The sequence below is a fragment of the Flavobacterium sangjuense genome, from assembly GCF_004797125.1.
Taxonomy (GTDB): Bacteria; Bacteroidota; Bacteroidia; order Flavobacteriales; family Flavobacteriaceae; genus Flavobacterium; species Flavobacterium sangjuense.
The window spans coordinates 710885-736240 of record NZ_CP038810.1; the positions used below are offsets into that span (position 1 = coordinate 710885).

The window sequence follows — 25356 nt, forward strand, 5'->3', positions numbered from 1 at the left end:
TATAGCTGTCATTCGAATGTCTGCCATGGGCGATGTTGCGATGACAGTTCCTGTTATAAGAGCTTTTGTTTCTCAAAATCCAGACGTAAAAATTACGGTTGTTTCCCGACCATTTTTCAAACCTTTTTTTGATGGAATTGAGAATGTGAATTTCTTCGCCGTTGATGTAAAAGAAAGACACAAAGGGTTGAAGGGGCTATTGAAATTATATTCCGATTTAAAGCAATTGAACATTGATGCTGTCGCCGATTTGCATAATGTTTTGCGTTCCCAAATAATCCGAACTTTATTCGCGTTAAGCGGAAAAAAAGTAGCGTTTACAGATAAAGGAAGAGCCGAAAAAAGAGCATTAACCCGTGCCGAAAACAAAGTCTTCAAGCCGATTAAAACCATGGTTGAAAGGCATGTTGAGACTTTTAAAAAACTAGGTTTCAACGTTGATTTGTCAAATCCAAAGTTTCCACAAAAAGCGAATTTGTCAAATGAAATTTTAAAAGTTTCAGGCGAAAAAGCAACTCAAAAATGGATAGGCATCGCGCCATTTGCACAATACGACAGCAAAGTATATCCGCAGGATTTGATACAACAAGTCATCGATGAATTGGCATCAGATGCAAACAATAAAATCTTTCTTTTTGGTGGCGGAAACAAAGAAATTGAAATACTGAATTCCTTAGCTAACGGAAAAGTAAATGTGATAAATGTTGCAGGAAAGTTAAAGCTTCCACAAGAATTAGATTTGATTTCCAGCTTAGACGTAATGCTTTCTATGGATTCCGGAAACTCGCACATTGCTGCTATGCTAGGGACAAAAGTAATTACACTTTGGGGCGCCACACATCCTTTTGCCGGGTTTGCACCATTTAATCAACCACTTGAAAATTGTTTGGTTTCTGACAGAGAAAAGTTTCCACTATTGCCAACTTCAGTTTACGGAAATAAAAAAGTGGAAGGTTATGAAGAAGCAATGCGAACGATTCCCGTTGAAAAAGTCATAGAAAAAGTTTTATCAACCTGAATTTATTATTAAGGGACAGGGTTATCCGGCGGAGTAACGCCTTCGACATCCCAGAAATCGTCTACCTTTTTGCAGGGTTTCATTTTGAAAGACACATCCCTGAACATCCCAAGAATTTTTTTTATGTTGCGTGACGGAATAGAATAGTTTGCCTCATAAAACCTTACTGCATCTGACACTACTATGAATGTGCCGCTATCAGGGCGCAATTCAAATTTTGGAATACTCTTTTCTAACTTAAGACTTATGATTAGTTTTTTTAATTCCTCATTTTCCTGTTTTGACAGTGGAGCGTAGTAATATATTGTCGAATCCTGAAATCGGTTTTCGTAGAAAATGGTATCGTTAAACGTACTTTTTGCCGAACAGATAATACCGTTCTCGTCTGAAGATATAATAAACCGTTCCTTAGCTTTTGTACAGCCTGTAAGAAGTAATCCGGATATAAATAACAGCGACAATAGGGCAATCCCCTTTTGGTTTTTAAACATCATCATAATCCACATAAATTTCTGCGGAAGTTGGATGTGCCTGACATGTTAAAATCAATCCTTCGGCAATTTCGCCATCAGTTAAAATCGAATTCTTTTTCATTTCGGCAGTACCATTTGTAATTCGCGCCAAGCAGGAACTACAAATTCCACCCTGACAAGAATACGGAGCGTCAAGCCCTTGTTTTAAGGCAGCTTCGAGAACCGTTTGTTTTTGAGACATTTCAAAAGTGGTTTCTTCGTCGTCAACCATTATGGTAATTTTGGTGTGACCGGTATGACTTTCGGCAGCCGGATTTTCATTAGCAGATGAAGTCGAAAACAATTCGAATTTGATGTTTTTTTCGGCAACATTATGCTCCTTTAAAACATCAGAAACCAGATTAATCATGGCTTCCGGACCACATAAATAGAATTTATCAAACTCCTTTTCTTTGTGTTTATTGTTCAAAATAAAATTCACAGTTGATTTGTCAATTCGGCCAAAAAGTTCGCCTTCAGTTTTAGCCCGACTAAAAACATAATGCACAAAAAAGCGCCCAACATATTTTAGCTGTAATTCATGTAATTCGTTGAGGAAAATAGTTTCATCCGAAGTTTTGTTTCCGTAAACCAAAACAAAAGTGCTTTTTGGTTCGCTTTCTAAAACCGATTTCAGAATTGACATAACCGGCGTAATTCCGCTGCCTGCAACAAATCCGGCATAGTTTTTCAAGTTAGAAAATGAAGGTTCAAAAGTAAACTTTCCTTCCGGTTGACCAACTTCTAAGATGTCTCCAACTTTTAAATTATCATTCGCAAATTTTGAAAAATGACCTTCTTTAACAGATTTTATCGCGATGCGCAATTCACCGCTATTAGGCGAAGAACAAACCGAATACGCACGACGAATTTCCTGTCCGTCTAAAGTTAATTTTAGATTTACGTATTGACCGGCTGTAAATTTGTAAGCAGATTTTAATTCGGCAGGAATATTAAAAGCAACAGAAATGGCATTGGCGGTTTCGTGTTTTACTTCTTTGATCTGTAATTTATAAAATGAAGACATGAAAAATAATTTTTGCAAAGGTAAGAAATAGCAACGATTTGAAAAGGAAAGAAACTTTGAAAGTATGTAACAAATATTTACTTTTAAGAACTAATTTCAAAAACCTAAACAACTAACCATGTTCAAACACTTCATTTCCCTCGAATGGAAAGCTTTTTCCCGTTCGGCTTCTTTTGGAGCCAACATTGCATTTAAAATCATAATGGGTTTTGTTGCGTTAATAATAATACTTGAGTTTTCGTTATTAGGATTTTTTGGCTATAAGATTCTTAAAGAATTTAATTTAGAACCATTAGAAACGGTCAATAAATTTTTGATTTATTATTTGGTTGGCGATTTGGTAATTCGCTATTTTCTTCAAAAAATGCCGGTTACCAATATAAAGCCATTGTTGAATTTACCGATAACCAGGAATGTGATTGTGCATTTTTCTTTAGGAAAAACCGCCATTTCATTTTTTAATGTGATGCATGCTTTTTTCTTTATTCCGTTTACTATTGCATTGTTGACTAAAGGTCATGGATTTCAGTCAGTTTTGTGGAGTTTGGCAATGATGGGAATGATTTATTCTAATAATTTTATTAATATCCTGATTAATAATAAGAATATTGTTTTCTACCCATTATTAGCCATAGTTGGGATTTTAGGAGTTGCACAATATTATCGCTTTTTTGATGTGACGAATTATACGCAGCCATTTTTCCAGGCAATGTATACAACGAATTATATGTTTTTAATTCCGATACTTTTAGCCATTGTTACCTATTATTTTTCATTTGATTATTTCAAAAAGAATCTAAATCTGGATACAGGCTTGGCGAAAAAAAGCGATGAGGCCAAAACCGAAAACTTTAGTTGGTTAAACCAATTTGGTACTTTGGGAACATTTCTAAAAAATGACATTAAACTTTTGAAAAGAAACAAGCGTTCCCGAACCACGGTTATCATGAGTTTTCTGTTTATTTTTTATGGATTACTGTTTTATACAAAATCCATAGAAGCCTATAACAATCCGGCGATGCAGGTTTTTGCGGGGATTTTTGTTACCGGTGGTTTTTTATTCACTTTTGGGCAATTCATTCCAAGTTGGGACAGTTCTTATTATCAATTGATGATGAGCCAAAACATTCAGTACCGCGAATACATCAGTTCAAAATGGTGGCTGATGGTTATAGGCACGGCGATTTCGACAATAATTGCTTCTTTTTATTGGGTATTTTTTGGATGGGAAATTTATTTGCTAATTGTCGTTGGAGCGATATATAATATTGGTGTTAACTCTCATTTGGTAATGCTTGGAGGTGCTTTTGTTAAAACTCCAATTGATTTGACTATGGCAAATAAAGCTTTTGGTGACAAACAGGCTTTTAATTTCAAAACGGTAATAATGTTAATACCAAAACTATTGGTACCAATGCTTTTGTATTCACTTGGATATTATCTTTTTTCTCCAAATATTGGATATCTCTTTGTGGCTTTAGCTGGAGTTTTTGGATTTGCCTTTAGAAATATGGTTTTTACCAAGATTGAAAAAGTATATAAAACCGAAAAATACGAAACCATAGCAGCTTACAAACAGAAGAATTAAAAACAAAAGAGTCTAATACACTCATAAACCTCATAAATTTTTTAAAATGATACAAGTAAATAATTTAACCAAAAGATACAATCTGGGAACTATGGTTTTAAACATGCCAGACCTTGAAATTCCAAAAGGACAAAGCTTTGGATTGGTTGGAAATAACGGTGCGGGGAAAACTACTTTTTTCAGTTTGTTGTTGGATTTAATTCAGCCAAGTTCCGGACATATAATAAACAACGAAGTGCAAGTCGACAAAAGTGAAGCATGGAAGCCTTTTACTTCGGCATTTATTGATGAAAGCTTTTTGATAGGTTATTTAACTGCCGAAGAATATTTTTATTTCATTGGCGATTTGCGCGGACAAAATAAGGCCGATGTTGATGACTTACTAAAAAAGCATGAAGAATTTTTCAACGGTGAAATTCTAAACAGCAAAAAATATTTAAGAGATTTATCCAAAGGGAATATGAAAAAAGTAGGGATTATCGCGACTTTAATCGGAAACCCGGAAGTGATTATTTTGGATGAACCTTTCGCTAATTTGGATCCAACAACAGTTAACAGATTAAAAAAAATCATCAAAGAACTAGCAGAAAACCCTAATGTTACAGTTTTGGTTTCTTCGCATGATTTGGTTCATACGGTTGAAGTTTGCAACAGAATTGTTGCACTGCATTTGGGCGAAGTGGTAAAAGACATCAAAACATCACCGGAAACTCTGAAGGAATTAGAAGCCTTTTTCGCGGTTTAATCTCTTTTCTTTAACAAAGATTACACAAATTAACACGGATTTTTCTGTGACAATTTGTGTAATCTGTATTTTAACCCTACCTCTGGAGCTTTCTTAAGATACGTTATTAAACGTATTTATAAAATAAGAAGTCAGTATTTAGGGATAATGCAAAAACTTACCGCTTATTTTTTTGCCATATCAAAAAGAAACGTATTTTTACCAGTTAGTTATACTATTTATGACTTTTTTGCGTTATAACATTAAACGTTTTGCTTTGAAAACCAATACAATTAAATATTTCATCTTCTCGGGATTATTACTTTTTTTAATAGCCTGTTCAACCAAAAGAAACACATGGCTTTCAAGAAATTCACATGCACTTAGCACGAAAGATAACATTTTATACAATGGTGGAATTGCCTTAGACAAAGGAATTGAAGAAGTAAAAGCCCAAAACACTGATAATTTTTGGGAGATACTTCCAGTAGAAAGAATGCAGGTTTCCGAAGACAATCTCATGCCTGGCAATACTAAGAACGCCAATTTTGAGAAAGCAGAAACCAAAGCTACCAAAGCGATTCAGAAACATTCGATGAACATCGGTGGTTCAGAAAAAAACCCGCAAATGGACGAAGCATACATGATGCTCGGACAAGCAAGATACTATGATCAGCGATTTGTACCGGCTTTGGACGCGTTCAATTATGTGTTAAATAAATCTCCAAATAGTGATAAAATATACGAAGTAAAAATTTGGAGAGAAAAAACCAATATGCGTCTGGATAACGACGCTTTGGCGGTAAATAATCTTCGAAGACTGCTAAAGGAGATCAAATTTAAAGATCAGATTTTTGCTGATGCCAACGCTACTTTGGCTCAGGCATTTTTGAATTTACAGGAAAAAGATAGTGCTGTTGCCAAACTTAAAATCGCTAAAGAATATACCAAATCAAAAGAAGAAATATCGAGATACAATTATATTTTAGGTCAGGTTTATGAACAACTAGGCTATAAAGACAGCGCTTATGCCAGCTATCAAACCGTAATCGATATGCATAGAAAAGCGGCAAAATCTTATGTAATTCATGCGCATGCAAGACAAGCAGCGCAGTTTGATTATGAAAAAGGAGATACTGTTGCCTTTCTAAAAAAATACAAAGACTTGTTGAAAGACAGAGAAAACAGACCTTTTCTAGATGTTTTACACCATCAATTGGGGTTGTTTTATGAAAAAACGAATAATAAGGAAAAGGGCAAAAAACAATACAATCTTTCCTTAAAAAAGAAAACACAAGACACATACCTTATCGCTTCCAACTACAGAAATTTGGCCGATTTATATTTTATTGAATCCAAATTTGTTAAAGCCGGAAACTATTATGACAGCACTTTGGTTCAGTTAAAACCAAGAACAAGAGAGTTTAATTTGATAAAAAAGAAAAGAGAAAATCTTGAAGACGTTATCAAATATGAAGCGATTTCACATACCAATGACAGTATTATATCGCTTTATAAAATGTCGAGCTCAGAGAGAACAGCTTATTTTGAAACACATATTGTAAAGCTTAAAAAAGAAGAGGAAGCACAAAAAAAGGCCGCAGAAAAATTAGCTAGAATTAAAGAAAATCAGGAAAGAAACGATGGTAAAATCGATTCAGAGGACGGTTCTGATTCTAAAAAACCAAAATCGATAATCCCAAAAACACCTAATCCATCAGCAGCAGGAAACGAAAGCGTTTTCTATTTTTACAACCCTACAACTGTGGCTTATGGTAAAGTGGAGTTTGCCAAAAAATGGGGCAAAAGAAAGCTGCAGGACAATTGGCGTGTTTCATCACTAGCAGAAAAGGAAAATTCAGGAAAAGATAATGACGGCAAAGAAGTTGATGGCGATAAAGAGGGTAAAGATGTTGCAGCTGTCGATGAAAGATTTACACCGGATTTCTACATAAAACAAATTCCGGAATCACAAACAACCATAGACAGTCTGAGCAAAGAAAGAAACTTTGCGAACTACCAACTTGGAATTATTTATAAAGAAAAATTCAAGGAGTACAAATTAGCCGCAAACAAATTTGAGAAGTTGTTAAGTGACAATCCTGAAGAAAGATTAGTGCTTCCATCGATGTATCATTTGTATAAACTTTATGAAATTTTAGACAAATCAAAAGCTGCTGCAATGAAGGAAAGTATCGTTGCAAATTATCCAAATTCGCGATATGCACAGATTTTACTAAATCCTTCAAGCGATATGGAAGAGTCTAGTGATTCGCCAAACGTAGTTTACGCAAACATCTATAAACAATATCAAAACGGGGAATTCAAAACAGTTTTAACCGCTACAGAAAATGCTATTAACCGATTCACAGGAGATGAAATTGTTCCCAAATTCGAATTGTTAAAAGCAAATATAGTTGGTAAACTTGGCGGACTTGGTGAATTTAGCACAGCCTTAAATTTTGTTGCCTTAAATTATCCAAATAGTGAAGAAGGTAAAAAAGCGGAAAAATTATTATCAGTTGATTTACCAAAATTAGAAGCGTTACAACTATCTAAAGCACCTTCCAGAAACTGGAAAATTCTTTACCAAACTAAAGATTTTGAAGACGCCGGAACAAAAGCGCTACGTGAAAAAATCAAAAAATTCATTGCCGACAGAAGTTTGAATAAACTAACCGTTTCTCTGGATATATATACGATGACTGATAATTTTGTGGTACTGCACGGTATAAATACAGAGGATTTAGCAATTGGTATTACATCAATTTTGAAAGACTATAAAGATTATAAAGTGCAACAAACACCTATAATTATTTCTGCAGAAAATTATACGATAGTTCAGATTAAAAAGAATTTAGACGAATTCTTAGCCGGAAATCTTCCCGAAACTGCACCGCAACCAAACTGGGACGGAACTTTAGAAAGAGCGCCTGAGCCAGTTCAGCCAAAACCTGTAGCCAATAATAATCAAAAAGGGCAGCCATCGGAAGAAGACCCAAAAGAGATTATAAAAGGGAGAAATCAAAAAGGAGGAGAACAAAAATCCGGAGAACAGGAATTTTCGTTGCCACCATCACCACAAATGGATAAATCTGGTAAAAAAGGATAGAAATCATGTTTGAAAAAAGTCCAAAATCGTACACCGATTTATTGGGAAAAACCAATAGAATTGTTGAAGGAACTACTATTCATGGTGATATAATTTCACCGGCAGATTTCCGTTTGGACGGACATTTGGTTGGCAATTTTCAATCCAAAGGGAAAATAGTAATCGGTCCTGCAGGCAGTGTGAAAGGCGATATCATTTGTAAAAACGCCGACATCGAAGGGAATTTTGACGGAAAAATCCAGGTTCAGGAAATCCTTAATGTAAAATCCAAAGCCCATATTCACGGAGAAGTTGTCTGCGGAAAACTTTCGGTTGAACCCGGAGCCGAATTCAGCGCATCATGTATAATGAAACCTCATGTAAAAAACATGATTACCGATGGAAAATCAGCAGAAGAAAAAACAGCGTAATAAATGGTTAGCCCTTATTAATATTCCAATCCAAATGGGAATCATTGTTTTTCTGTTTGCAAAACTTGGTCAATGGCTCGATGACAAATACATAAACAAACATAATTTATACGTAAAGATTTTAACGATGATTGGTGTTGCAATTGCGTTCTATAACATCGCCCGACAGTTAAAAGAGATAAACAAATCCGAAGAAGAAAAATGATTTTAAAAAAATACAATTCCCTTTTTACAGTCTTTATTGCGGCCATAATCGGTCTTATCGCCCATAAAACCATATCACATTTCATTATTCCAAAAGAATTTGAAGACAGTTTTGTTTATTCAACACTTTTGCTCTACGTATTGTTTGCCTTGCTTTCGGCGGTTATTATATCCTTATTAATAATGGTAAAAAATACAGCTGAAAACTCTGTTGGTTTTGCTTTCTTAGCATTCACAACTTTAAAGATGGGAATAGCATATGCTTTTTTAAGACCAATTATCCACACTCAGCTTCCAAAAACACCAACAGAAAAGATGAATTTTTTCATTGTCTTTATTTACTTTTTGATAATAGAAACCTATGTAACCATCAGAATTTTAAACAATAAGCAATAAATTGTTTTAGAATCGATAATTCCATCAAAAAAAATAAAACTTATACTTTTTAATATTAATTAAAAGTGTACTTTTGCACCAAATTTCAGAAATAAAATTTAGACAAATCATAGTTATGGTGTTTTCGAAAAAATCATTCCTTTATAGTATAGTAGCTTTAATTGCTTTTTTGCCTTCGGTTTTATTAGCAAATTCACCTGAACCAACACATCATGAAGAGGCGGCTACAGAAAATCTGGATCCGGAAGCTAAAACCAGAGCTCAGATTGATGAAGTAAAAAGTCACCACGTTTTAGATTCGCACAGCTTTAATTTCTTCGCTGACGAAGAAACAGGAAAACATTATGGTTTCCCGTTACCAATTATTCTTTGGGATACTGACGGACTTCACGTTTTCTCTTCTTCAAAATTCCATGATGGAGAATCGGTTGCAGAAGATGGTGGAAACTATTACGTTTTACACCACGAAAGAATCTACAAAACAGATGCTGCCGGAACTTTAACCGAGCACGATGGACATCCAACAAATGCAAAACCTCTCGATTTTTCAATCACTAAAGGTGTTTTCTCAATGTTGATTATAGCACTTTTAATGTTCTTATTATTTAGAGGTTTAGGAAAATCATATTCAAAAAATGGAGGCGTTGCAGCAGGAGTAGGAAGATTTTTCGAGCCAATCGTATTATTTGTTCGTGACGAAATCGCAATCCCAAACATCGGTGAAAAGCATTATAAAAAATACATGAGTCATTTATTGACGGTATTCTTTTTTATCTGGTTTTTAAATGTTGTTGGTATGTTGCCATTCGGAGTAAACGTTACGGGTAATATCTCGGTAACTTTCGGATTGGCAGTTTTAACGTTCATCATCACAACGTTTACCGCTAAAAAAGATTATTGGTTGCATATTTTCTGGATGCCTGGCGTTCCGGTTCCAATGAAAATTATTTTGGCGCCAATCGAATTGATGGGAGCAATCATCAAGCCTTTCTCATTAATGATTCGTTTGTACGCTAATATGTTTGCAGGTCACATCGTTATAATGAGTTTGATTGGAATGATGTTCATTTTCAAAAGCTGGATAGGAAGCCCGTTAGCATTCGGACTTTCATTCATCATCTCATTAATTGAAATATTGGTAACGCTTTTACAAGCGTATATCTTTACTATGTTGACCGCTTTATATTTTGGTGCCGCTGTTGAAGAGCATCATCATGAAGGGGCCGAGCATCATTAAAAAATGTCCGGCGGACATTTTATGCGAGGAGCCAGATGGCGCATTGGCATTAATAAATTTGAATGTTTAATTAAATATATATACATTATGGAAGGTACTCTTAATTTAGTAGGAGCAGGATTAGTAGTTATTGGAGTAGGAATTGGTATCGGTAGAATCGGTGGTTCTGCATTAGATGCAATTGCTCGTCAACCAGAAGCTACAGCAAAAATTCAAACAGTGATGCTTATTGCAGCGGCACTTGTTGAAGGAATCGGTTTTGCGGCATTATTCGCTGTAAAATAATAAAAAAAATAAACCAAAAGCTGCAACGGTTGGTTGTAGCTTTGGTTTATCTTTAAAAGAATTAAAAATTACAATATACATTACATAATATATACACATTAAATTATGGAAAAGTTAATAAATGATTTCTCGTTTGGTTTGTTCTTCTGGCAAACATTAATTTTCTTGTTGTTAGTTTTCTTGTTGAGAAAATTCGCCTGGAAACCAATTCTTGATGCCGTTAACGAAAGAGAAGAAGGAATCAAAAACGCATTGCTTTCTGCAGAAATTGCAAAAAGAGATATGCAAAATCTTAAATCGGATAACGAAAAACTATTAGCTGAAGCTAGAGTTGAAAGAGATGTTATTCTAAAAGAAGCAAGAGAAATTAAAGATAAAATTGTTTCTGAAGCTAAAGAAGAAGCACAAGTTCAGGCAGGTAAAATGATTGAACAGGCAAAAGCAGCAATCAACAGCGAAAAAAATGCAGCTATGGCAGATTTGAAAAATCAAGTTTCTTCTTTGTCAATTGAAATTGCAGAAAAAGTATTAAGAAGTGAATTAGCTGACAAAGCTTCTCAAACCAAATTGGTTGAGAAAATGTTAGGTGACGTTAAATTAAATTAATCGTTATGTCAAGAGCTGCGATTAGATACGCGAAAGCAATTTTAGAAACTGCGGTTTCAAGCGGAAAAACCAGTCAGGTAAATGATGATATGAAGTCTATCATTGCTGCGGTTGATTCAAGTGCTGATTTACAAGATTTTTTGGCTAGTCCAATTATCAAATCAGATTTGAAGATGAACGCTTTGACAGAAGTTTTTGGTTCGGTTCAGGCTGAAACCAAATCGCTTTTCAGATTGCTACAAGAAAACAAAAGATTTGAAATATTAGTGGCGATTGCTACACAATACAACACTCAATTTGATGAAATGAATGGTGTTGAAGTGGCAAAAGTAACTACAGCTTTTCCTATTACAGCAGAATTAGAAGCTCAGATTTTGGCAAAAGCAGCAACAATTTCGACTAAAAAATTAACTATTCAAAATACTATCGATCCTTCAATAATTGGCGGATTTATTTTGAGAATAGGAGACAAACAATATAACGCTTCTGTGTCAAACAGATTGCAGGAATTAAAAAGAGAATTTAGTAACTAGATTACCATTAAAGATATATCAAAATGGCAGAAATCAATCCAGCTGAAATTTCAGCAATATTAAAGAAACAATTATCTGGTTTTGAATCAGGTGCAACATTAGAAGAAGTAGGAACTGTTCTTCAGGTAGGTGATGGTATTGCTCGTGTTTACGGGTTATCAAACGCTCAATACGGTGAGTTAGTACAATTCGACAACGGATTGGAAGCTATCGTTTTGAACTTAGAAGAAGACAATGTAGGAGTTGTACTTTTAGGACCATCTACAGGAATTAAAGAAGGTTCTACAGTAAAAAGAACACAACGTATTGCATCGCTTAAAGTTGGTGAGCAAATCGTAGGACGTGTTGTTGATACATTGGGTAATCCAATCGACGGTAAAGGACCAATCGGTGGTGATTTATACGAAATGCCATTGGAAAGAAAAGCTCCTGGAGTTATCTTCCGTCAACCGGTAACTGAGCCATTACAAACAGGAATCAAATCTATCGATGCGATGATTCCGGTTGGAAGAGGACAACGTGAGCTTGTTATTGGTGACCGTCAAACTGGAAAAACTACAGTTTGTATCGATACCATCCTAAACCAAAAAGAATTTTACGATGCTGGTCAACCAGTATTTTGTATCTATGTTGCTGTTGGACAAAAAGCGTCAACAGTAGCTGGAATTGCTAAAACATTAGAAGAAAAAGGTGCAATGGCTTATACCGTTATTGTTGCTGCTAATGCTTCTGATCCTGCACCGATGCAGGTTTATGCGCCAATGGCCGGAGCTGCAATCGGAGAATATTTCAGAGATTCAGGTCGTCCTGCTTTGATTATCTATGATGATTTATCAAAACAAGCGGTAGCTTACCGTGAGGTTTCTCTTTTGTTAAGAAGACCACCGGGACGTGAGGCATATCCTGGAGACGTATTCTACTTACACTCTCGTTTATTAGAAAGAGCTTGTAAAGTAATTGCGGATGATGATATCGCAAAAAACATGAACGATTTACCGGATTCATTGAAACCAATCGTAAAGGGTGGTGGTTCATTAACAGCTTTACCAATTATCGAAACACAAGCGGGTGACGTTTCTGCTTATATTCCAACTAACGTAATTTCGATTACTGACGGACAGATTTTCCTTGATGGAGATTTGTTTAACTCAGGAGTTCGTCCAGCGATTAACGTAGGTATTTCGGTATCTCGTGTTGGAGGTAACGCTCAGATTAAATCGATGAAAAAAGTAGCCGGAACATTAAAATTAGACCAGGCACAATTCCGTGAATTGGAAGCGTTTGCAAAATTTGGTTCTGATTTGGATGCTGTTACTTTAAACGTAATCGAAAAAGGAAGAAGAAACGTTGAAATCTTGAAACAAGCGGTTAACGATCCTTACACTGTTGAAGATCAGGTTGCTATTATCTATGCGGGTTCTAAAAACTTGTTGAGAAACGTTCCTGTTACCAAAGTAAAAGAATTCGAAAGAAGCTTTATCGATTATTTAAACAGCAAACATAAAGACACTTTAAATGCTTTGAAAGCTGGTAAATTGGATGACAATATTACTGACGTTTTAGAAAAAGTAGCTAAAGAACTTTCAGCGAAATATTAATAAAAAAGTATTAAGTATCAAGTATTAAGACGTCTTAATACTTGGTGCTTAAATCTTAATACTCATAAAATGGCAAACTTAAAGGAAATACGTAATCGGATTAGTTCAGTTTCATCTACGATGCAAATTACATCGGCGATGAAAATGGTTTCTGCTGCAAAGCTGAAAAAAGCTCAGGATGCTATTACAGCGATGCGACCTTATGCCGAAAAATTAACCGAACTTCTTCAAAATGTAAGTGCTACTTTAGACGGTGATGCAGGTGGCGAATTCACAGCACAACGTGAAGTAAACAAAGTTTTGATTGTTGTTATAACTTCAAACAGAGGTTTGGCTGGAGCATTCAACTCTAACGTTATCAAACAAGCCACAATTCTTGCAGATACTTACGCTGGGAAACAAGTTGACTTTCTTGCAATAGGTAAAAAAGGGAACGATTTTTTCAGAAAGGCAAGTAATGTTATTGATAACAAAAGCGATGTATTTGATAATTTAACTTTTGAAAACGTTGCTGCAATTGCAGATGTTTTGACTGAAAAATTTGTTGCTGGTGAGTATGACAAAATCGAATTGGTATACAACCAGTTTAAAAATGCCGCAACACAAATCGTTCAAACCGAACAATTTTTACCGTTAGCACCAGTACAATCAGACGTACCGGCTTCAACTGGTGATTATATCTTTGAACCTTCAAAAGAAGAAATTGTATTGACATTGATTCCAAAATCATTGAAAACGCAATTGTATAAAGCCATCAGAGATTCATTTGCTTCTGAACACGGAGCGCGTATGACAGCAATGCACAAAGCAACTGACAACGCAACCGAGTTAAGAAACCAATTGAAATTAACTTACAACAAAGCGCGTCAGGCAGCGATTACCAACGAGATATTAGAGATTGTTGGTGGAGCGGAAGCGTTAAAAGGGTAATTAATAGTTCACAATATTTTCAAAAAGAGTCAACAAACGTTGGCTCTTTTTTTATACATTTAAATAAAAATTCACAATGGAAATCAAAGAACTTACTTCATTAGAAGAAATGTTACCCCAATTTGATTTAATGCATTTAATGTACAAAAAGATGACTCCTGAGATGTACAAATCCTTTCTCGAAGTTATGATTCCGAATAATTATTCCCAGGTTGCCGTTTTTGAAAATAACGAATGTATTGGCGTTACCGGAATCTGGTTTGGCACCAAACTTTGGTGCGGAAAGTACATGGAAATAGATAATTTTATTGTGCATCCCGAACACCGCTCTAAAGGAATTGGCAAGATAATTTGTGATTTTGTCGAAGCCAAAGCGAAGACATTAGGATGCGTCACCATTACGCTTGATGCATACACAGCCAATTTTTCGGCTCACCGTTTTTACTACAATCAGGGCTTTGGACCAAAAGGTTTTCATTTCGTTAAAATTTTAGACGAAAACGGCCTGACATAAACCAAAGAATTGGTTACTTTTGTTACAATTCCAAAGCAATATTCAACACCTTGAGTTTATATAAAAATCTCTTTAAACAAACCTTAATTTACGGATTAGCGACCGTTATCCCTAGGCTAATCAGTTTTGTGCTGAATCCGATTTATGTGCTTTACCTGCCGGATAAAAGCAAAATGGGTGAAGTCTCGGTGATTTTTGCGTATTTGGTTTTTTTCAATGTGGTGCTGTCTTACGGAATGGAAACTTCTTTTTTCCGATTCTATAATGCAGAAGAAAATGACAAGAAAAGCGTTATTTCTACCTCTACAATTTCACTCTTTTGGTCGTCCATAGGATTCTTAGTATTGGGATTACTTTTCCGAAATACTTTGGCAAATTGGTCCGATATCAAAGTTGAATATATCACGTATACGATATGGATTTTAACGTTGGATGCTTTGGCTATAATTCCATTTTCCAAACTTCGCGCAGAACGTAAACCCATAAAATATGCCGCCATAAAAATCGGAAATGTTTCCATAAGCTTAGTATTGACACTTTTCTTTTTGGCTATTTTACCCAAATTGGCAGCCGAGAATCCGGATGGAATTTTCAGCATGATTTATTTCAGAAATTATGAGATTGGCTATATTTTTATTTCGTTTATCGCTGCAAGTTTAGGCACATTCCTGGTGTTGATTCCAAATTATACTAAAATCTCATGGCACTTTGACGCCGCTCTTTGGAAACGAATGATGAAGTATGGATTTCCAATTTTATTTGCCGGAATTGCCTTTGCTGTTAACGAACACTTTGATAAAATCCTTTTGGATTGGCTGCATGTTCCTATGTCTGAAATTGGAGCCTATTCTGCCTGTTACAAAATCGGAATGTTTATGGTGCTTTTCAGAACGGCCTATACTTTGGGAATTGAACCGTTTTTCTTTAGTCATGCCAGCAATGAAAATGCTCAGCAAACTTATGCTACCATCACTAAATATTTTGTGATTTTTGGTTCGTTTATTTGTTTGTTTGTAATTGTCTTTGCCGATTTACTGAAACAGGTTTTAGTACCGAATGCTAATTATTGGGATGCGATGAAAGTCGTTCCACTGATTGTTTTAGCCAATTTCTTCCTCGGAATTTACACCAATCTTTCGGTTTGGTACAAACTGATAGACAAGACCAAAATTGGCGCTTATATTTCATTAATTGGCGCCGCCATCACTTTGATTCTGAATTGGCTTTTAATTCCGACAATGAGTTATTACGGTTCAGCTATTGCAACCATTGCAGCTTATGGAAGCATGATGATTATTTCATATAAATTAGGACAAAAATATTATCCAATTCCATATGATTTTAATAGAATATTCAGCTACTTGGGATTGACAATTTTGCTCTCGGCTATATCATTTTATATTCCGTATCTAAGAGAAAATTATCTTGTAAAAATAGTTTTGTTAGCCCTATTTTTATACTTCATTTATTATAGTGAAAAGGAAACATTACTTCGAATCATAAAACGTAAATAATTAGAGTGACGAGATTGCTTCGTTTCTCGCAATGACTAATAAAATGACCATAAAAATCATCAATAAATCACAACATGATTTGCCAAATTATGAAACCATTGCTTCAGCAGGAATGGATTTAAGAGCAAATTTGGTTGAACCAATTACACTAAAACCTTTAGAAAGAGCCATTGTAAAAACAGGACTTTTTATTGAATTGCCAATTGGTTACGAAGCACAAGTTCGGCCAAGAAGCGGATTGGCAGCCAAAAAAGGAATAACCGTTCTCAATTCTCCCGGAACAGTTGATGCTGATTATCGCGGAGAAATCGGTGTGATTTTAGTAAATTTATCCAATGAAAATTTTGTCGTAGAAAACGGTGAAAGAATAGCCCAATTAATCATTGCCAAACACGAAAGAGCGGAATGGAATGAAGTTCAGGAACTTTCTGAAACCACGCGAGGCGAAGGCGGATTTGGAAGTACAGGAGTAAAATAAAAATTAAATCAACTTGAGGACGAGATTGCTTCGTTCCTCGCAATGACAAGAAAATGAAAATAATAGTTCCCATGGCTGGTCGTGGTTCACGTCTTCGCCCACATACATTAACAATCCCAAAACCATTAATTCCTGTTGCCGGAAAACCAATCGTTCATCGTTTGGTAGAAGATATAGCTGGAGTTTTGAATCAGGATATTGACGAAGTTGCCTTTATCATTCACGAAAGTTTTGGTAAAAAAGTAGAAGAAGATTTGATTGCAATTGCTCAAAAATTAGGAGCAAAAGGAACTATTTACTATCAAAATGAAGCGCTTGGGACAGGTCACGCAATTATGTGTGCTAAAGATTCGCTGAGCGGTCCAGCCGTAATTGCCTATGCAGATACTTTGATCCGAGCCGATTTTGATTTGGACAAAACTGCCGACAGCGTTATTTGGGTAAAACAAGTAGATCATCCGGAAGCTTTTGGTGTAATCAATCTGAATGCTAACAACGAAATTGTTGAGTTGGTAGAAAAACCAAAGGAGTTTGTTTCAGATTTAGCCGTGATTGGAATATACTATTTCAAGAATGTTTCCGTTCTAAGAGATGAGCTTCAGTCTGTTTTAGATAACAACATCATTCACGGTGGCGAATACCAAATTAATGACGGAATTAAACAAATGATGGCAAAGGGCATGAAATTTGTGCCGGGCAAGGTCGATGAGTGGATGGATTGCGGTAACAAAGATGTAACTGTGGAGACCAATTCAAGAATGTTAGGATTTTTGCACAACGACGGCGAGCATTTGATTGACTACGGAGTAAAACAAGAGAATTCTACCATCATTCCACCATGTTTTATAGGTGAAGATGTAGTTTTGATAAATTCAACGGTTGGACCAAATGTGTCATTAGGAAGAGGAACACATGTTATCGATTCGACAATTAAAAATAGCCTGATTCAAACACATGCTCATATCAAAAATGCAAAATTGGATAATGCGATGATTGGAAACCATGCGAATTTTGATGGTAATTTTACAAGCATTAGTATTGGAGATTACTCGGTTTTAGAATAAATAATACTGAAATGAATTCAGCATAAATGAAAAATTTAAAAATCTATTGTCTGTTATTTTTTGGAATGCTTTGTGCTCCCAATATCACTTTGGCTCAGGATGAACCACAGAATGATGTCGTGACTATAGACGATGGATTTCAGGATTTATTTTATGAAGCAATCCAGCAACGAAGTATCGAAAACTATGACAAAGCTATTGCAGCCTTGGAAAAAGGAAAGGTAATCCAACCTGAAAATGCAGTGATTTATTTTGAATTGGGTAAGAATTATTTAGCTCAGAAAAAGTATAATGAAGCCTATGAAAACTTTGAAAAAGTTAGCAAAATGGATCCCAAAAACCGTTGGGCTTGGGTTGGAATGTACGATGTTTGTTATGCCGTGCGGGATTATAATAAAGCGATTCCGATAGTTGAAAAATTGGTAACATTCAAGGAAGACTACAAAGAAGACCTGACTTCGTTGTACATGAATACAAATCAGTTTGACAAAGCCTTGGAACTCATTAACGAATTGAACGAAAAATTTGGGAAATCCGATAAACGAGAATTGTATAAGGCAGACATTATGAAAGATGCCAAATACCAATCGGCTGAAAAGTTCCATTTGTTAGAGCAGATTAAGAAATTTCCAAAAGAAGAATCCAATTATATTTCCTTGATTTATATGTATTCACAGAGCAATCAGGAAGAAAAAGCTTTGGAAATTGCGCAGAAATTAGAGAAGGAAATTCCAACTTCCGATTGGGCGCAAGTGAGTTTATTCAAGTTTCATTTGAATAATAATGATGGTGACAATGCGGTGAAAGCCATGAATATTGTGTTTCCTAGCAAAAAAATAGATTCTAAAATCAAACACAGAATGCTCAATGAGTTTATGATTTTTGCCAAAAACAATCCAAAATACGAACCCGATTTAGACAAAGCCATTTCCTATTTTGATAATGATAAAGAAGTAAGAGTTGCTAAAGAAATAGGCAAATTTTATTATTCAAAATCCAATTTTGGGAAAGCCATTAAGTATTTAAATATGCATTTAATAAGTGATCAGGACGATGTTGAAACGCAGCTTTTATTGTTACAGGCATATACAGAAAATCAACAGTTTAATGATTTGGCAAAAAAGGCAGATGACCTGACACAGCTTTTCCCAACACAACCACAGTTTTATTATTATGCCGGTCTTGCCAATAATCAACTGAAAAACTTTAAAAAAGCAGCGACCATTTTAGATTCCGGTTTAGATTTTGTTATTGACGACGCGACATTGGAAATCAATTTCAATATACAATTGGGAGAAGCATATAGCGGTTTGGGAGACACAAATAAGAAAGAGAAGTATTTTGCCAAAGCGGATGAACTCATAAAAAAACAAAAAAAATAATGAAAAAAGGATTGTTTATTCTGGCGATTATTTTTTTGAGTTCCTGTAAATCGAAAGCGGTTTTTGTTGATACAAAGACTCCAACAGCGGTTGTAAAAGATGAGAACGCTTTAACTTCCGAAAAAATAATTCAAAATCATTACAATAATAAAAATGATTTTTCGACGTTATACATTAGGGCTAGCGCCAAGTACAAGCACGAAGATGATTCGCAAAGTGTTTCTGCCGAAATCAAAATAAAGAAAGACGAGAAGATTTTAGTAAGCATCCGTGTATTGGGAATCACTATGGCAAAAGCGTTGATTACGCCAAAGGAAGTAAAGTATTATGAAAAGATAAACGGGAATTATTTTGAAGGAAATTACGAAGCCTTGAGCCAATGGCTGGGAACCGATTTAGATTTTAATAAAATACAAAGTATGCTTATTGGGCAACCAATTGACGATTTGACAAAAGGGAAATATTCATTTATAATAACGGACAAATTCTATAAATTGAATGCTGTTGAAGACAATACCGAAAAATCTTTTTTCTTTGAAGCGGAGCATTTTTTACTAAAAAAACAAGAAATTAGTCAACCGGAAAAGGAAAGAAAATTTGAAGTGAATTATCCCAATTTTCAGGATTTTGCTTCGGGGATTTTCCCGGCAGCTTTGACGATAAATGCGTTTCAAAAGAATGGGAAAACAACTATTATAGTAGATTATAATTCGATAACGTTCAACGAAGATTTGTCTTTTCCTTACAGTGTTCCTGATGGATATGATAGAATTTTTATAAAAGATTAGCCAAAATAAAATAACGATGCCAAAATTATTTCTCTCTTTATTATTCTTCTGTTTCACAATTCAAATGTGGAGCCAACCGCCAACGCAGGAACAACTCGAAGAACGCAAAGCTAAAATTCAGTTAGAGATTCAGGAGAAAGAGCAATTATTACAATCGGTAAAAAGCAAAGAAAAATCGGTTGTTACTCAGCTAATGCTTCAAAAAGAAAAGATTGGATTAAAAGAAAAACTGATAAAAACAACCGAGAAGCAAACCAAGCTTTTAGGGAATGATATTTATATAAATCAAATAAAAATCAACCAACTCAACCGGGAATTAGAGCAACTCAGAAAGGATTATGCTGCGATGATTATGAAGTCATATAAAAGCCGATCTGAACAAAGCCGAGCGATGTTTTTATTGTCTTCAGAAAACTTTTTGCAAGCCTACAAAAGAGCACAGTATATGAAGCAATATGCAAGCTACAGAAAAATGCAAGGCCAGGAAATAGAAGGAAAAACAAAGCAATTGGTTGGTTATACCAATAAAATTGTTGTCCAAAAAACAGAAAAGGAAAAGCTAATTGAAGAAAACGAAAACGAAAAAAAAGAGTTAGAAAAAGAGAAAAAGGAGCAGGAAAAAATAGCGCTTCAAATACAAAAGGATAAGGGTAAAATCATAGCTGAAATCAAGAAAAAGCAACAGGAAACAAGAAAGATTGATGCTCAGATTCAAAAATTAATCCGCCAGGCAATTGCCGAAGCCAATAAGAAAACAGCTGCCGAAAAAGCCAGAGCTAATCCAAAGACAACTACAGCAGCATCAACGAAAGCGGTGGAATCTTCAACAAAAATTGTACTGACTTCCGAAGGGCAATTGGTTGCCAATAACTTCAGAGCCAACAAAGGGAAACTGCCTTGGCCTGTTGAAAAAGGAGCAGTTTCTTTACCGTACGGAGATCAGCCACATCCGATTTATAAAACACTTACAGTTCACAATAGCGGTGTTGAAATTACCACAGAAAACGGAGCTTCAGCCAGAGCAGTTTTTGGCGGTGAAGTGACTAAAGTAATTAAATTATCGCCTTTAAACATTGCGGTTTTTATACAACACGGAGATTATTTTACGGTATATCAAAACTTGAGTAGCGTAAACGTGAGCGTTGGCGATAAAGTTTCTACTAAACAAACCTTAGGGAGAATCAGAACTAATGGCGATACCGGGAAAACGATTGTGAAATTCCTGATACTTCAAAATACGACTTATAATAATCCGGCAAGTTGGCTGTTTAATATGTAATAAAAAAGTCCTCTCGTTCTTAAAACGAGAGGACTTTTTATTTTTACAATAGAAACGAAATTAAACTTTCTTAAGCAATACCTTTTCCTGCGTAAACTGATAAGAAGCATCCAGAAACTGAATCATTTTGTTCCAATTGGCATTCGGTTCGTTATAGTTTTTGTAATACTTAAACGTTTTAATAATAAGCTTATTGCCGACAACTTCTGCAGATGATGTAAATCCACCTGTTTCATTTTCTACTTTTTTGTTGAGTTTTTCCAAACCTGAAACGGCATATCCGGCTGGAATTTCCAAAATTATTTCATTGTCAAAAGAACGGGGATAGACCATATAGATGTTGTTCTTTCTGTCTTTTTCCTTTTGCGTGATTTCGATTTGAGAGGTTAGGAACTTTCCTAATTCCATCAAATATTTATCACCGGCTTTTTTGATCCAGTTGTTCTTGATGGTAAATTCTTCGTCATATTCAAATGCCGATTTTTTACCAAAACGCCCGGCACTTTTAATATTGAATTTATAATCATCAACAGTTACTTCATAATCTTTTTCGGTTGAATCCTTAAAGTAATCCTTTTGCTTGTCTTTTTGCTTATTGATTATGGCATTCAACTCATTGGTATATTGTTCTTTTTTCTTCTTGTTTTTTACATATTCCATAAGCTGTGTTGAGCCATATTTAGCATAATCTTCATATACATAATCGTAAAAATTAAGTTTGTCTCTTTGTTCATTTTCTTTTAAATGCCCCAAAAATGAAGACTCTTTTTTAACCTTAAAACCTGAAAAATCATCAAGTGTTAATGTGGTTTTTGTTTTGGTGTTGTTTTCCTGATATGTGCTCGAAGGTAACGTCACAACAGAAGCATCGGTTACACGCTTCCCTTTTGACACTTCAAGAACATAAGCTTTAGAATTTTCTACACCATCATCAAATTGGTCAGCACTAGTGTATGGAGAAAAATATTCCAGGTAAATAGGCGTTTTTGTGTTGACCCTCAAAAGTTTTTTTACATTCGACTGTATGAGTAAATCATTAATAGAACCATTTACTCTATCGGTCGCAACGATAATATCGTAATCAATACTGTTCTTTTTCAGAAAGTACATGAAATAGTTAATGAACGAAACTTCATCTCTAAGGAATACGGCTTTTTGATAATATTCAAAAGGATAAAAAATCTTAGCATCATTAACGACAAAAGCTTCAATGTATTTTGTAAAAAAGTCATGACGGCAGAAATAATAAACTTCCCTGATTTTTTCTTCATCGCTGGCAAACGTCTTCCCTTTTAGGAAATCTTTTATTGGATCTAAATCTCCCGAAGGAACGAATTTGGCATTGTAGTAATCAAAAATATCATCCTTTGAAACGGTTTTCTTAACTTCTTTTTCCGAATTCGATAAAAAGCCATCAGCCAATTTTTCAAATTTACCGGAACGTGCAAAAATCACCTGAAACTTATAGCAGGGCATTTCCGCCAATGGGTAAAACCAACGTGGAAACTCATTCTTGCTGATATTTTGCTGCGAAAGTTCATAGCGTCTTTCACCACCTTTGTTGGTCGGGATTTCCTTTAAATCAGGAGCTCCGTTGTAGGTGTTGAAATTAACAAAAAAATCATTTTCTGTTTCCAAAACAATCTTTAAATCCATGGTTGGATACACATCACCAAGTGGTGTTTCAACGGGATCAAAACTATAATCCATTGCCGATTTAAATGGCTCTACACTATAAAAGTAATAATCGATAATGTCTCCGATTTCAAGATTTGGAATGGCTACTTTTTGTTCTCCGTTAACTTCTTTCGATTCTTTTTCAACATTGATTTCGACTTCTTTACCATCAGATTTAACGACTTTTATACCAACAAATGTTGTTCCTCTGCGCCAAAAATTACCCATCGCTTTATTGGAGTAAAATTTGCTTTTATAAGAGAATTGAGAAAACTCGGTAACAGCAGCCTGATCCTGTAATTTAACTCTTTTCCGGATGCCCGAAGTATAGGTTACATTAACACCAAATTTATGATAGTTATAGTATTCTTTTTTGTGGATTATTACTGCCGACTCATCTTTCCATTTGTCGGGAACAGAATTAGACTTTTTGAATTCATCATTTTTGCCCCAGAAAAATTCCTTGATTTCATTTTTATCCTGAGCGGAAGCTATTTGTAAAACAAAAAGCAATAATACTACTAGTTTGGTTTTCATTTAGTTTGGTTTATTATTTGGTAATAGTAATTTGTTGGTTGTAATTTTCTATCATTTTTTTATTGAAATCATTCCATTTATCTATTTCACTTGCTTTGATGCAGCCGTTTTTGAAGATGAATGACTTTTTATAAATAATCTCTTTATCGGTTTTGTCAAATGTGATGTTTATGTCAAAATTATTTTCTTTGATAGAAAGGTTTGACGGCATGCGGGTTACTTTATAACCATCCGGAATTACCAGATTGATTTGCGACTCGTAATCGGTTTTATAATCCATTTCATAATCAACTTTCCTGTCTTTCATTGCAAAGCCTTTGAACTCATTCATGAATTCCAAATCGATGTATATTTCATTGTCAAAAGAAGAAACCTTATTGGCAATATTAATTTTATAATCAAGGTTTAGTTTGGCATCTCTGTTTTGAAAATCAGAAGTTTTTATATCACTGGCTAAAATATTTTTATCCTGCTTTGACAGATATCCTTCCAATCGTTCCTTTTTCTTATTGGTTTCAAAACTGTTGTAAATGTTTAGGAATTGGGCTCTGCTTTCGCCTATATAGTTGTGATTACAGTTGCCGGTCAGACGCTCATTTACTATAGATAAAGTCGCTTTAAATTGCTCTTTGTTGGCTGCATAAGTAACTGTCGGAATCTTGTCTATTATACACTTGTCGCCATCTTCAATCATGACTTCCTTATTTTGGATACGCTCGGCATATTCGCCCAAAGAATTGAATTTTTCTGTTCCGTCAAGGAAATATTTTTTGCCTTTATACATTAGCGTACAAATCATATGATTGTCTACGGCCAATGAAGGTGTTTTATAATCGTAAGCGATATGTTTGGTGCCAATCCATGAAAGACGTGCGTCAAAACCGGCAAGCTTTAGCATTTGCTTTATAAGATTTGCCATTCCTTTACAATCACCGTAACGTTTTTCAAAAACATTATTGGATTCATCAGGCTTGAATCCGGCAATTCCATCTTCAAAAGCGATGTATCGGATGTTGTCCTGAACCCAATAATAAATATTCTTGATTTTTTCGTCATCTGTTTTGGCATTTGCCGTAAGCTCTGCAACTTTTGCTTTCATTACGGTTGTGTCATCGGTCATCATTGCCAATAATGATTTGTACCATTTATATAAATCATCACTGGTTTTAAACAAAGTAGTCTGAGCACCATCTTTGGTAAACGATTTTGCCAATACTAAAATATGCGGATAAGTATAACTTCTTCCCGGAGCATCTTCGTCTTTATAAACAGCCGGAATGTCTTCCATTGTATAAGTTACATAGGTGATGTTGTTTTCCTGGCGTGATGTTTTGTTAATCTTATAACCCTCAAAGTTGAATTCTTTTAGTTCAACTTCAAGCCAACTTGGTATACTGAATGAAATGGTTTTTTTTAAAATCGGATATTCGTCATTGAAATACAGAGTAGTAAAATACTTTACATCATCATATTTTTTCTGCATTTCATAACGGTAAGTATAGCCCTGAACCGGAAAATCGACAGTCATATACTTAACTTTTGCGTCGTTATAAAATAAATCTTTGTCCTTATAAAACTCATCTTTTACAAAAAAGGAAGTCGACTTGTCATTACGGTATTTCATTGAAAAGGATTCAATGCTGCTCTCGCTATCATAAAACTCATATTTGTGAATATCAGCGCGATAGTTGATGTTCATCAAATGTTCTTTGGAGTTATGGTTTACGGTTACCTTACTTCCTTTTTTATTAAAATCGAAACTAATATTGTCGGTGCTTTCTAAGACAGCAATATCATCTTTGGAATATTTTTCGCGTAATTGCTTTGCCCGTTGTACATCTTCAGGCGTTGGATCAATGTTTTTTTGTGAGAAAGCAGTAGTCGCAAAAAAACACAACAAAGCCATCCATTTCAAAGTGGTTTTCATTGGTGTTGATTTTTTG

Annotated in this window: 24 protein-coding genes; 20 read left to right on the top strand and 4 right to left on the bottom strand. The window is 35.0% G+C overall.

Going from position 1 to position 25356, the window contains the following annotated elements; translation table 11 throughout:
* Positions 1-25 precede the first annotated feature (25 nt).
* Positions 26-1018: a glycosyltransferase family 9 protein gene (locus GS03_RS03125; RefSeq protein WP_136153048.1), complete on the top strand. Its 993-nt coding sequence runs from the start codon at positions 26-28 to the stop codon at positions 1016-1018.
* Positions 1019-1026: 8 nt separating this feature from the next.
* On the opposite strand, the gene GS03_RS03130 is transcribed toward GS03_RS03125, so the two are convergent.
* Both GS03_RS03130 and GS03_RS03135 read right to left on the bottom strand, forming a co-directional pair.
* Positions 1027-1515: a hypothetical protein gene (locus GS03_RS03130; RefSeq protein WP_136151116.1), complete on the bottom strand. Its 489-nt coding sequence runs from the start codon at positions 1513-1515 to the stop codon at positions 1027-1029.
* Positions 1502-2557: a ferredoxin--NADP reductase gene (locus GS03_RS03135; RefSeq protein WP_136151117.1), complete on the bottom strand. Its 1056-nt coding sequence runs from the start codon at positions 2555-2557 to the stop codon at positions 1502-1504. Before GS03_RS03135 ends, GS03_RS03130 begins: the two co-directional genes overlap by 14 nt.
* A 118-nt stretch (positions 2558-2675) precedes the next feature.
* Between GS03_RS03135 and GS03_RS03140 the strand changes: the two genes are divergently transcribed.
* The 19 genes from GS03_RS03140 to GS03_RS03230 all read left to right on the top strand — a co-directional run bounded on the left by GS03_RS03140 (position 2676) and on the right by GS03_RS03230 (position 21199).
* Entirely contained in the window at positions 2676-4145 is a 1470-nt protein-coding gene (locus tag GS03_RS03140; RefSeq protein ID WP_136151118.1) for a DUF5687 family protein, read from the top strand.
* A gap of 46 nt (positions 4146-4191) precedes the next feature.
* Positions 4192-4890, top strand: coding sequence for an ABC transporter ATP-binding protein (locus tag GS03_RS03145; RefSeq protein WP_136151119.1), 699 nt, complete (start codon positions 4192-4194; stop codon positions 4888-4890).
* Between the two features lie 256 nt (positions 4891-5146).
* Positions 5147-7981, top strand: coding sequence for a type IX secretion system periplasmic lipoprotein PorW/SprE (porW, locus tag GS03_RS03150; protein ID WP_246034159.1), 2835 nt, complete (start codon positions 5147-5149; stop codon positions 7979-7981).
* Positions 7982-7986: 5 nt separating this feature from the next.
* Positions 7987-8391 carry a bactofilin family protein gene (locus GS03_RS03155; RefSeq protein ID WP_136151120.1) on the top strand — a complete coding sequence of 135 codons (405 nt, stop codon included), beginning with the start codon at positions 7987-7989 and terminating at the stop codon, positions 8389-8391.
* A complete protein-coding gene (locus GS03_RS03160) occupies positions 8360-8596 on the top strand; it encodes an AtpZ/AtpI family protein (RefSeq protein ID WP_136151121.1) in 237 nt (78 codons plus the stop codon). Before GS03_RS03155 ends, GS03_RS03160 begins: the two co-directional genes overlap by 32 nt.
* A complete protein-coding gene (locus GS03_RS03165; protein WP_136151122.1) occupies positions 8593-8991 on the top strand; it encodes a hypothetical protein in 399 nt (132 codons plus the stop codon). The genes GS03_RS03160 and GS03_RS03165 overlap by 4 nt, the downstream gene beginning before the upstream one ends.
* A 115-nt stretch (positions 8992-9106) precedes the next feature.
* Entirely contained in the window at positions 9107-10228 is a 1122-nt protein-coding gene (gene atpB / locus GS03_RS03170) for a F0F1 ATP synthase subunit A (protein WP_136151123.1), read from the top strand.
* An 87-nt stretch (positions 10229-10315) separates the two neighbouring features.
* The gene (gene atpE / locus GS03_RS03175) at positions 10316-10513 is read left to right on the top strand and encodes an ATP synthase F0 subunit C (RefSeq protein WP_136153049.1); all 198 of its coding nucleotides are present in this window, start codon (positions 10316-10318) and stop codon (positions 10511-10513) included.
* Positions 10514-10618: 105 nt separating this feature from the next.
* Positions 10619-11119 (top strand): F0F1 ATP synthase subunit B, encoded by a 501-nt coding sequence (locus GS03_RS03180; RefSeq protein ID WP_136151124.1) that lies wholly within the window; start codon positions 10619-10621, stop codon positions 11117-11119.
* Positions 11119-11652, top strand: a complete 534-nt coding sequence (gene atpH, locus GS03_RS03185; RefSeq protein WP_136151125.1) for an ATP synthase F1 subunit delta — start codon at positions 11119-11121, stop codon at positions 11650-11652. Before GS03_RS03180 ends, atpH begins: the two co-directional genes overlap by 1 nt.
* 23 nt (positions 11653-11675) lie before the next feature.
* Positions 11676-13250, top strand: coding sequence for a F0F1 ATP synthase subunit alpha (atpA, locus tag GS03_RS03190; protein ID WP_136151126.1), 1575 nt, complete (start codon positions 11676-11678; stop codon positions 13248-13250).
* Positions 13251-13319: 69 nt separating this feature from the next.
* Positions 13320-14180: an ATP synthase F1 subunit gamma gene (gene atpG / locus GS03_RS03195; RefSeq protein WP_136151127.1), complete on the top strand. Its 861-nt coding sequence runs from the start codon at positions 13320-13322 to the stop codon at positions 14178-14180.
* A 76-nt stretch (positions 14181-14256) separates the two neighbouring features.
* Complete coding sequence (locus GS03_RS03200; protein WP_136151128.1) at positions 14257-14694, top strand: GNAT family N-acetyltransferase; 438 nt, start codon at positions 14257-14259, stop codon at positions 14692-14694.
* 50 nt (positions 14695-14744) lie between these two features.
* Positions 14745-16208: a lipopolysaccharide biosynthesis protein gene (locus tag GS03_RS03205; protein WP_136151129.1), complete on the top strand. Its 1464-nt coding sequence runs from the start codon at positions 14745-14747 to the stop codon at positions 16206-16208.
* A gap of 43 nt (positions 16209-16251) precedes the next feature.
* A complete protein-coding gene (dut, locus tag GS03_RS03210) occupies positions 16252-16686 on the top strand; it encodes a dUTP diphosphatase (RefSeq protein ID WP_136151130.1) in 435 nt (144 codons plus the stop codon).
* Between the two features lie 53 nt (positions 16687-16739).
* Entirely contained in the window at positions 16740-17750 is a 1011-nt protein-coding gene (locus GS03_RS03215; RefSeq protein WP_136151131.1) for a sugar phosphate nucleotidyltransferase, read from the top strand.
* A 26-nt stretch (positions 17751-17776) separates the two neighbouring features.
* The gene (locus tag GS03_RS03220; protein WP_136151132.1) at positions 17777-19132 is read left to right on the top strand and encodes a tetratricopeptide repeat protein; all 1356 of its coding nucleotides are present in this window, start codon (positions 17777-17779) and stop codon (positions 19130-19132) included.
* Complete coding sequence (locus tag GS03_RS03225; protein ID WP_136151133.1) at positions 19132-19920, top strand: DUF4292 domain-containing protein; 789 nt, start codon at positions 19132-19134, stop codon at positions 19918-19920. The genes GS03_RS03220 and GS03_RS03225 overlap by 1 nt, the downstream gene beginning before the upstream one ends.
* Before the next feature lie 16 nt (positions 19921-19936).
* Positions 19937-21199, top strand: a complete 1263-nt coding sequence (locus tag GS03_RS03230; protein ID WP_136151134.1) for a murein hydrolase activator EnvC family protein — start codon at positions 19937-19939, stop codon at positions 21197-21199.
* Between the two features lie 60 nt (positions 21200-21259).
* Here the strand turns inward: GS03_RS03230 and GS03_RS03235 are convergent, their stop codons facing one another.
* Together GS03_RS03235 and GS03_RS03240 are read right to left on the bottom strand one after the other, a co-directional pair.
* Positions 21260-23413 carry a hypothetical protein gene (locus GS03_RS03235; RefSeq protein ID WP_136151135.1) on the bottom strand — a complete coding sequence of 718 codons (2154 nt, stop codon included), beginning with the start codon at positions 23411-23413 and terminating at the stop codon, positions 21260-21262.
* 13 nt (positions 23414-23426) lie between these two features.
* Positions 23427-25340: a transglutaminase-like domain-containing protein gene (locus GS03_RS03240; RefSeq protein ID WP_136151136.1), complete on the bottom strand. Its 1914-nt coding sequence runs from the start codon at positions 25338-25340 to the stop codon at positions 23427-23429.
* Positions 25341-25356: the final 16 nt, after the last annotated feature.

What these genes read in the sequence shown, in the direction of transcription:
- GS03_RS03230 (WP_136151134.1), top strand. Translation starts at nt 19,937, where the DNA reads ATGCCAAAATTATTTCTCTCTTTATTATTCTTCTGTTTCACAATTCAA.
- GS03_RS03160 (WP_136151121.1), top strand. Translation starts at nt 8,360, where the DNA reads ATGGAAAATCAGCAGAAGAAAAAACAGCGTAATAAATGGTTAGCCCTT.
- atpB (WP_136151123.1), top strand. Translation starts at nt 9,107, where the DNA reads ATGGTGTTTTCGAAAAAATCATTCCTTTATAGTATAGTAGCTTTAATT.
- atpE (WP_136153049.1), top strand. Translation starts at nt 10,316, where the DNA reads ATGGAAGGTACTCTTAATTTAGTAGGAGCAGGATTAGTAGTTATTGGA.
- GS03_RS03155 (WP_136151120.1), top strand. Translation starts at nt 7,987, where the DNA reads ATGTTTGAAAAAAGTCCAAAATCGTACACCGATTTATTGGGAAAAACC.
- GS03_RS03125 (WP_136153048.1), top strand. Translation starts at nt 26, where the DNA reads ATGGGCGATGTTGCGATGACAGTTCCTGTTATAAGAGCTTTTGTTTCT.
- GS03_RS03165 (WP_136151122.1), top strand. Translation starts at nt 8,593, where the DNA reads ATGATTTTAAAAAAATACAATTCCCTTTTTACAGTCTTTATTGCGGCC.
- atpG (WP_136151127.1), top strand. Translation starts at nt 13,320, where the DNA reads ATGGCAAACTTAAAGGAAATACGTAATCGGATTAGTTCAGTTTCATCT.
- GS03_RS03180 (WP_136151124.1), top strand. Translation starts at nt 10,619, where the DNA reads ATGGAAAAGTTAATAAATGATTTCTCGTTTGGTTTGTTCTTCTGGCAA.
- dut (WP_136151130.1), top strand. Translation starts at nt 16,252, where the DNA reads ATGACCATAAAAATCATCAATAAATCACAACATGATTTGCCAAATTAT.
- GS03_RS03140 (WP_136151118.1), top strand. Translation starts at nt 2,676, where the DNA reads ATGTTCAAACACTTCATTTCCCTCGAATGGAAAGCTTTTTCCCGTTCG.
- GS03_RS03240 (WP_136151136.1), bottom strand. Translation starts at nt 25,340, where the DNA reads ATGAAAACCACTTTGAAATGGATGGCTTTGTTGTGTTTTTTTGCGACT.
- GS03_RS03220 (WP_136151132.1), top strand. Translation starts at nt 17,777, where the DNA reads ATGAAAAATTTAAAAATCTATTGTCTGTTATTTTTTGGAATGCTTTGT.
- GS03_RS03135 (WP_136151117.1), bottom strand. Translation starts at nt 2,557, where the DNA reads ATGTCTTCATTTTATAAATTACAGATCAAAGAAGTAAAACACGAAACC.
- GS03_RS03215 (WP_136151131.1), top strand. Translation starts at nt 16,740, where the DNA reads ATGAAAATAATAGTTCCCATGGCTGGTCGTGGTTCACGTCTTCGCCCA.
- GS03_RS03225 (WP_136151133.1), top strand. Translation starts at nt 19,132, where the DNA reads ATGAAAAAAGGATTGTTTATTCTGGCGATTATTTTTTTGAGTTCCTGT.
- GS03_RS03145 (WP_136151119.1), top strand. Translation starts at nt 4,192, where the DNA reads ATGATACAAGTAAATAATTTAACCAAAAGATACAATCTGGGAACTATG.
- atpA (WP_136151126.1), top strand. Translation starts at nt 11,676, where the DNA reads ATGGCAGAAATCAATCCAGCTGAAATTTCAGCAATATTAAAGAAACAA.
- GS03_RS03200 (WP_136151128.1), top strand. Translation starts at nt 14,257, where the DNA reads ATGGAAATCAAAGAACTTACTTCATTAGAAGAAATGTTACCCCAATTT.
- GS03_RS03130 (WP_136151116.1), bottom strand. Translation starts at nt 1,515, where the DNA reads ATGATGATGTTTAAAAACCAAAAGGGGATTGCCCTATTGTCGCTGTTA.
- GS03_RS03235 (WP_136151135.1), bottom strand. Translation starts at nt 23,413, where the DNA reads ATGAAAACCAAACTAGTAGTATTATTGCTTTTTGTTTTACAAATAGCT.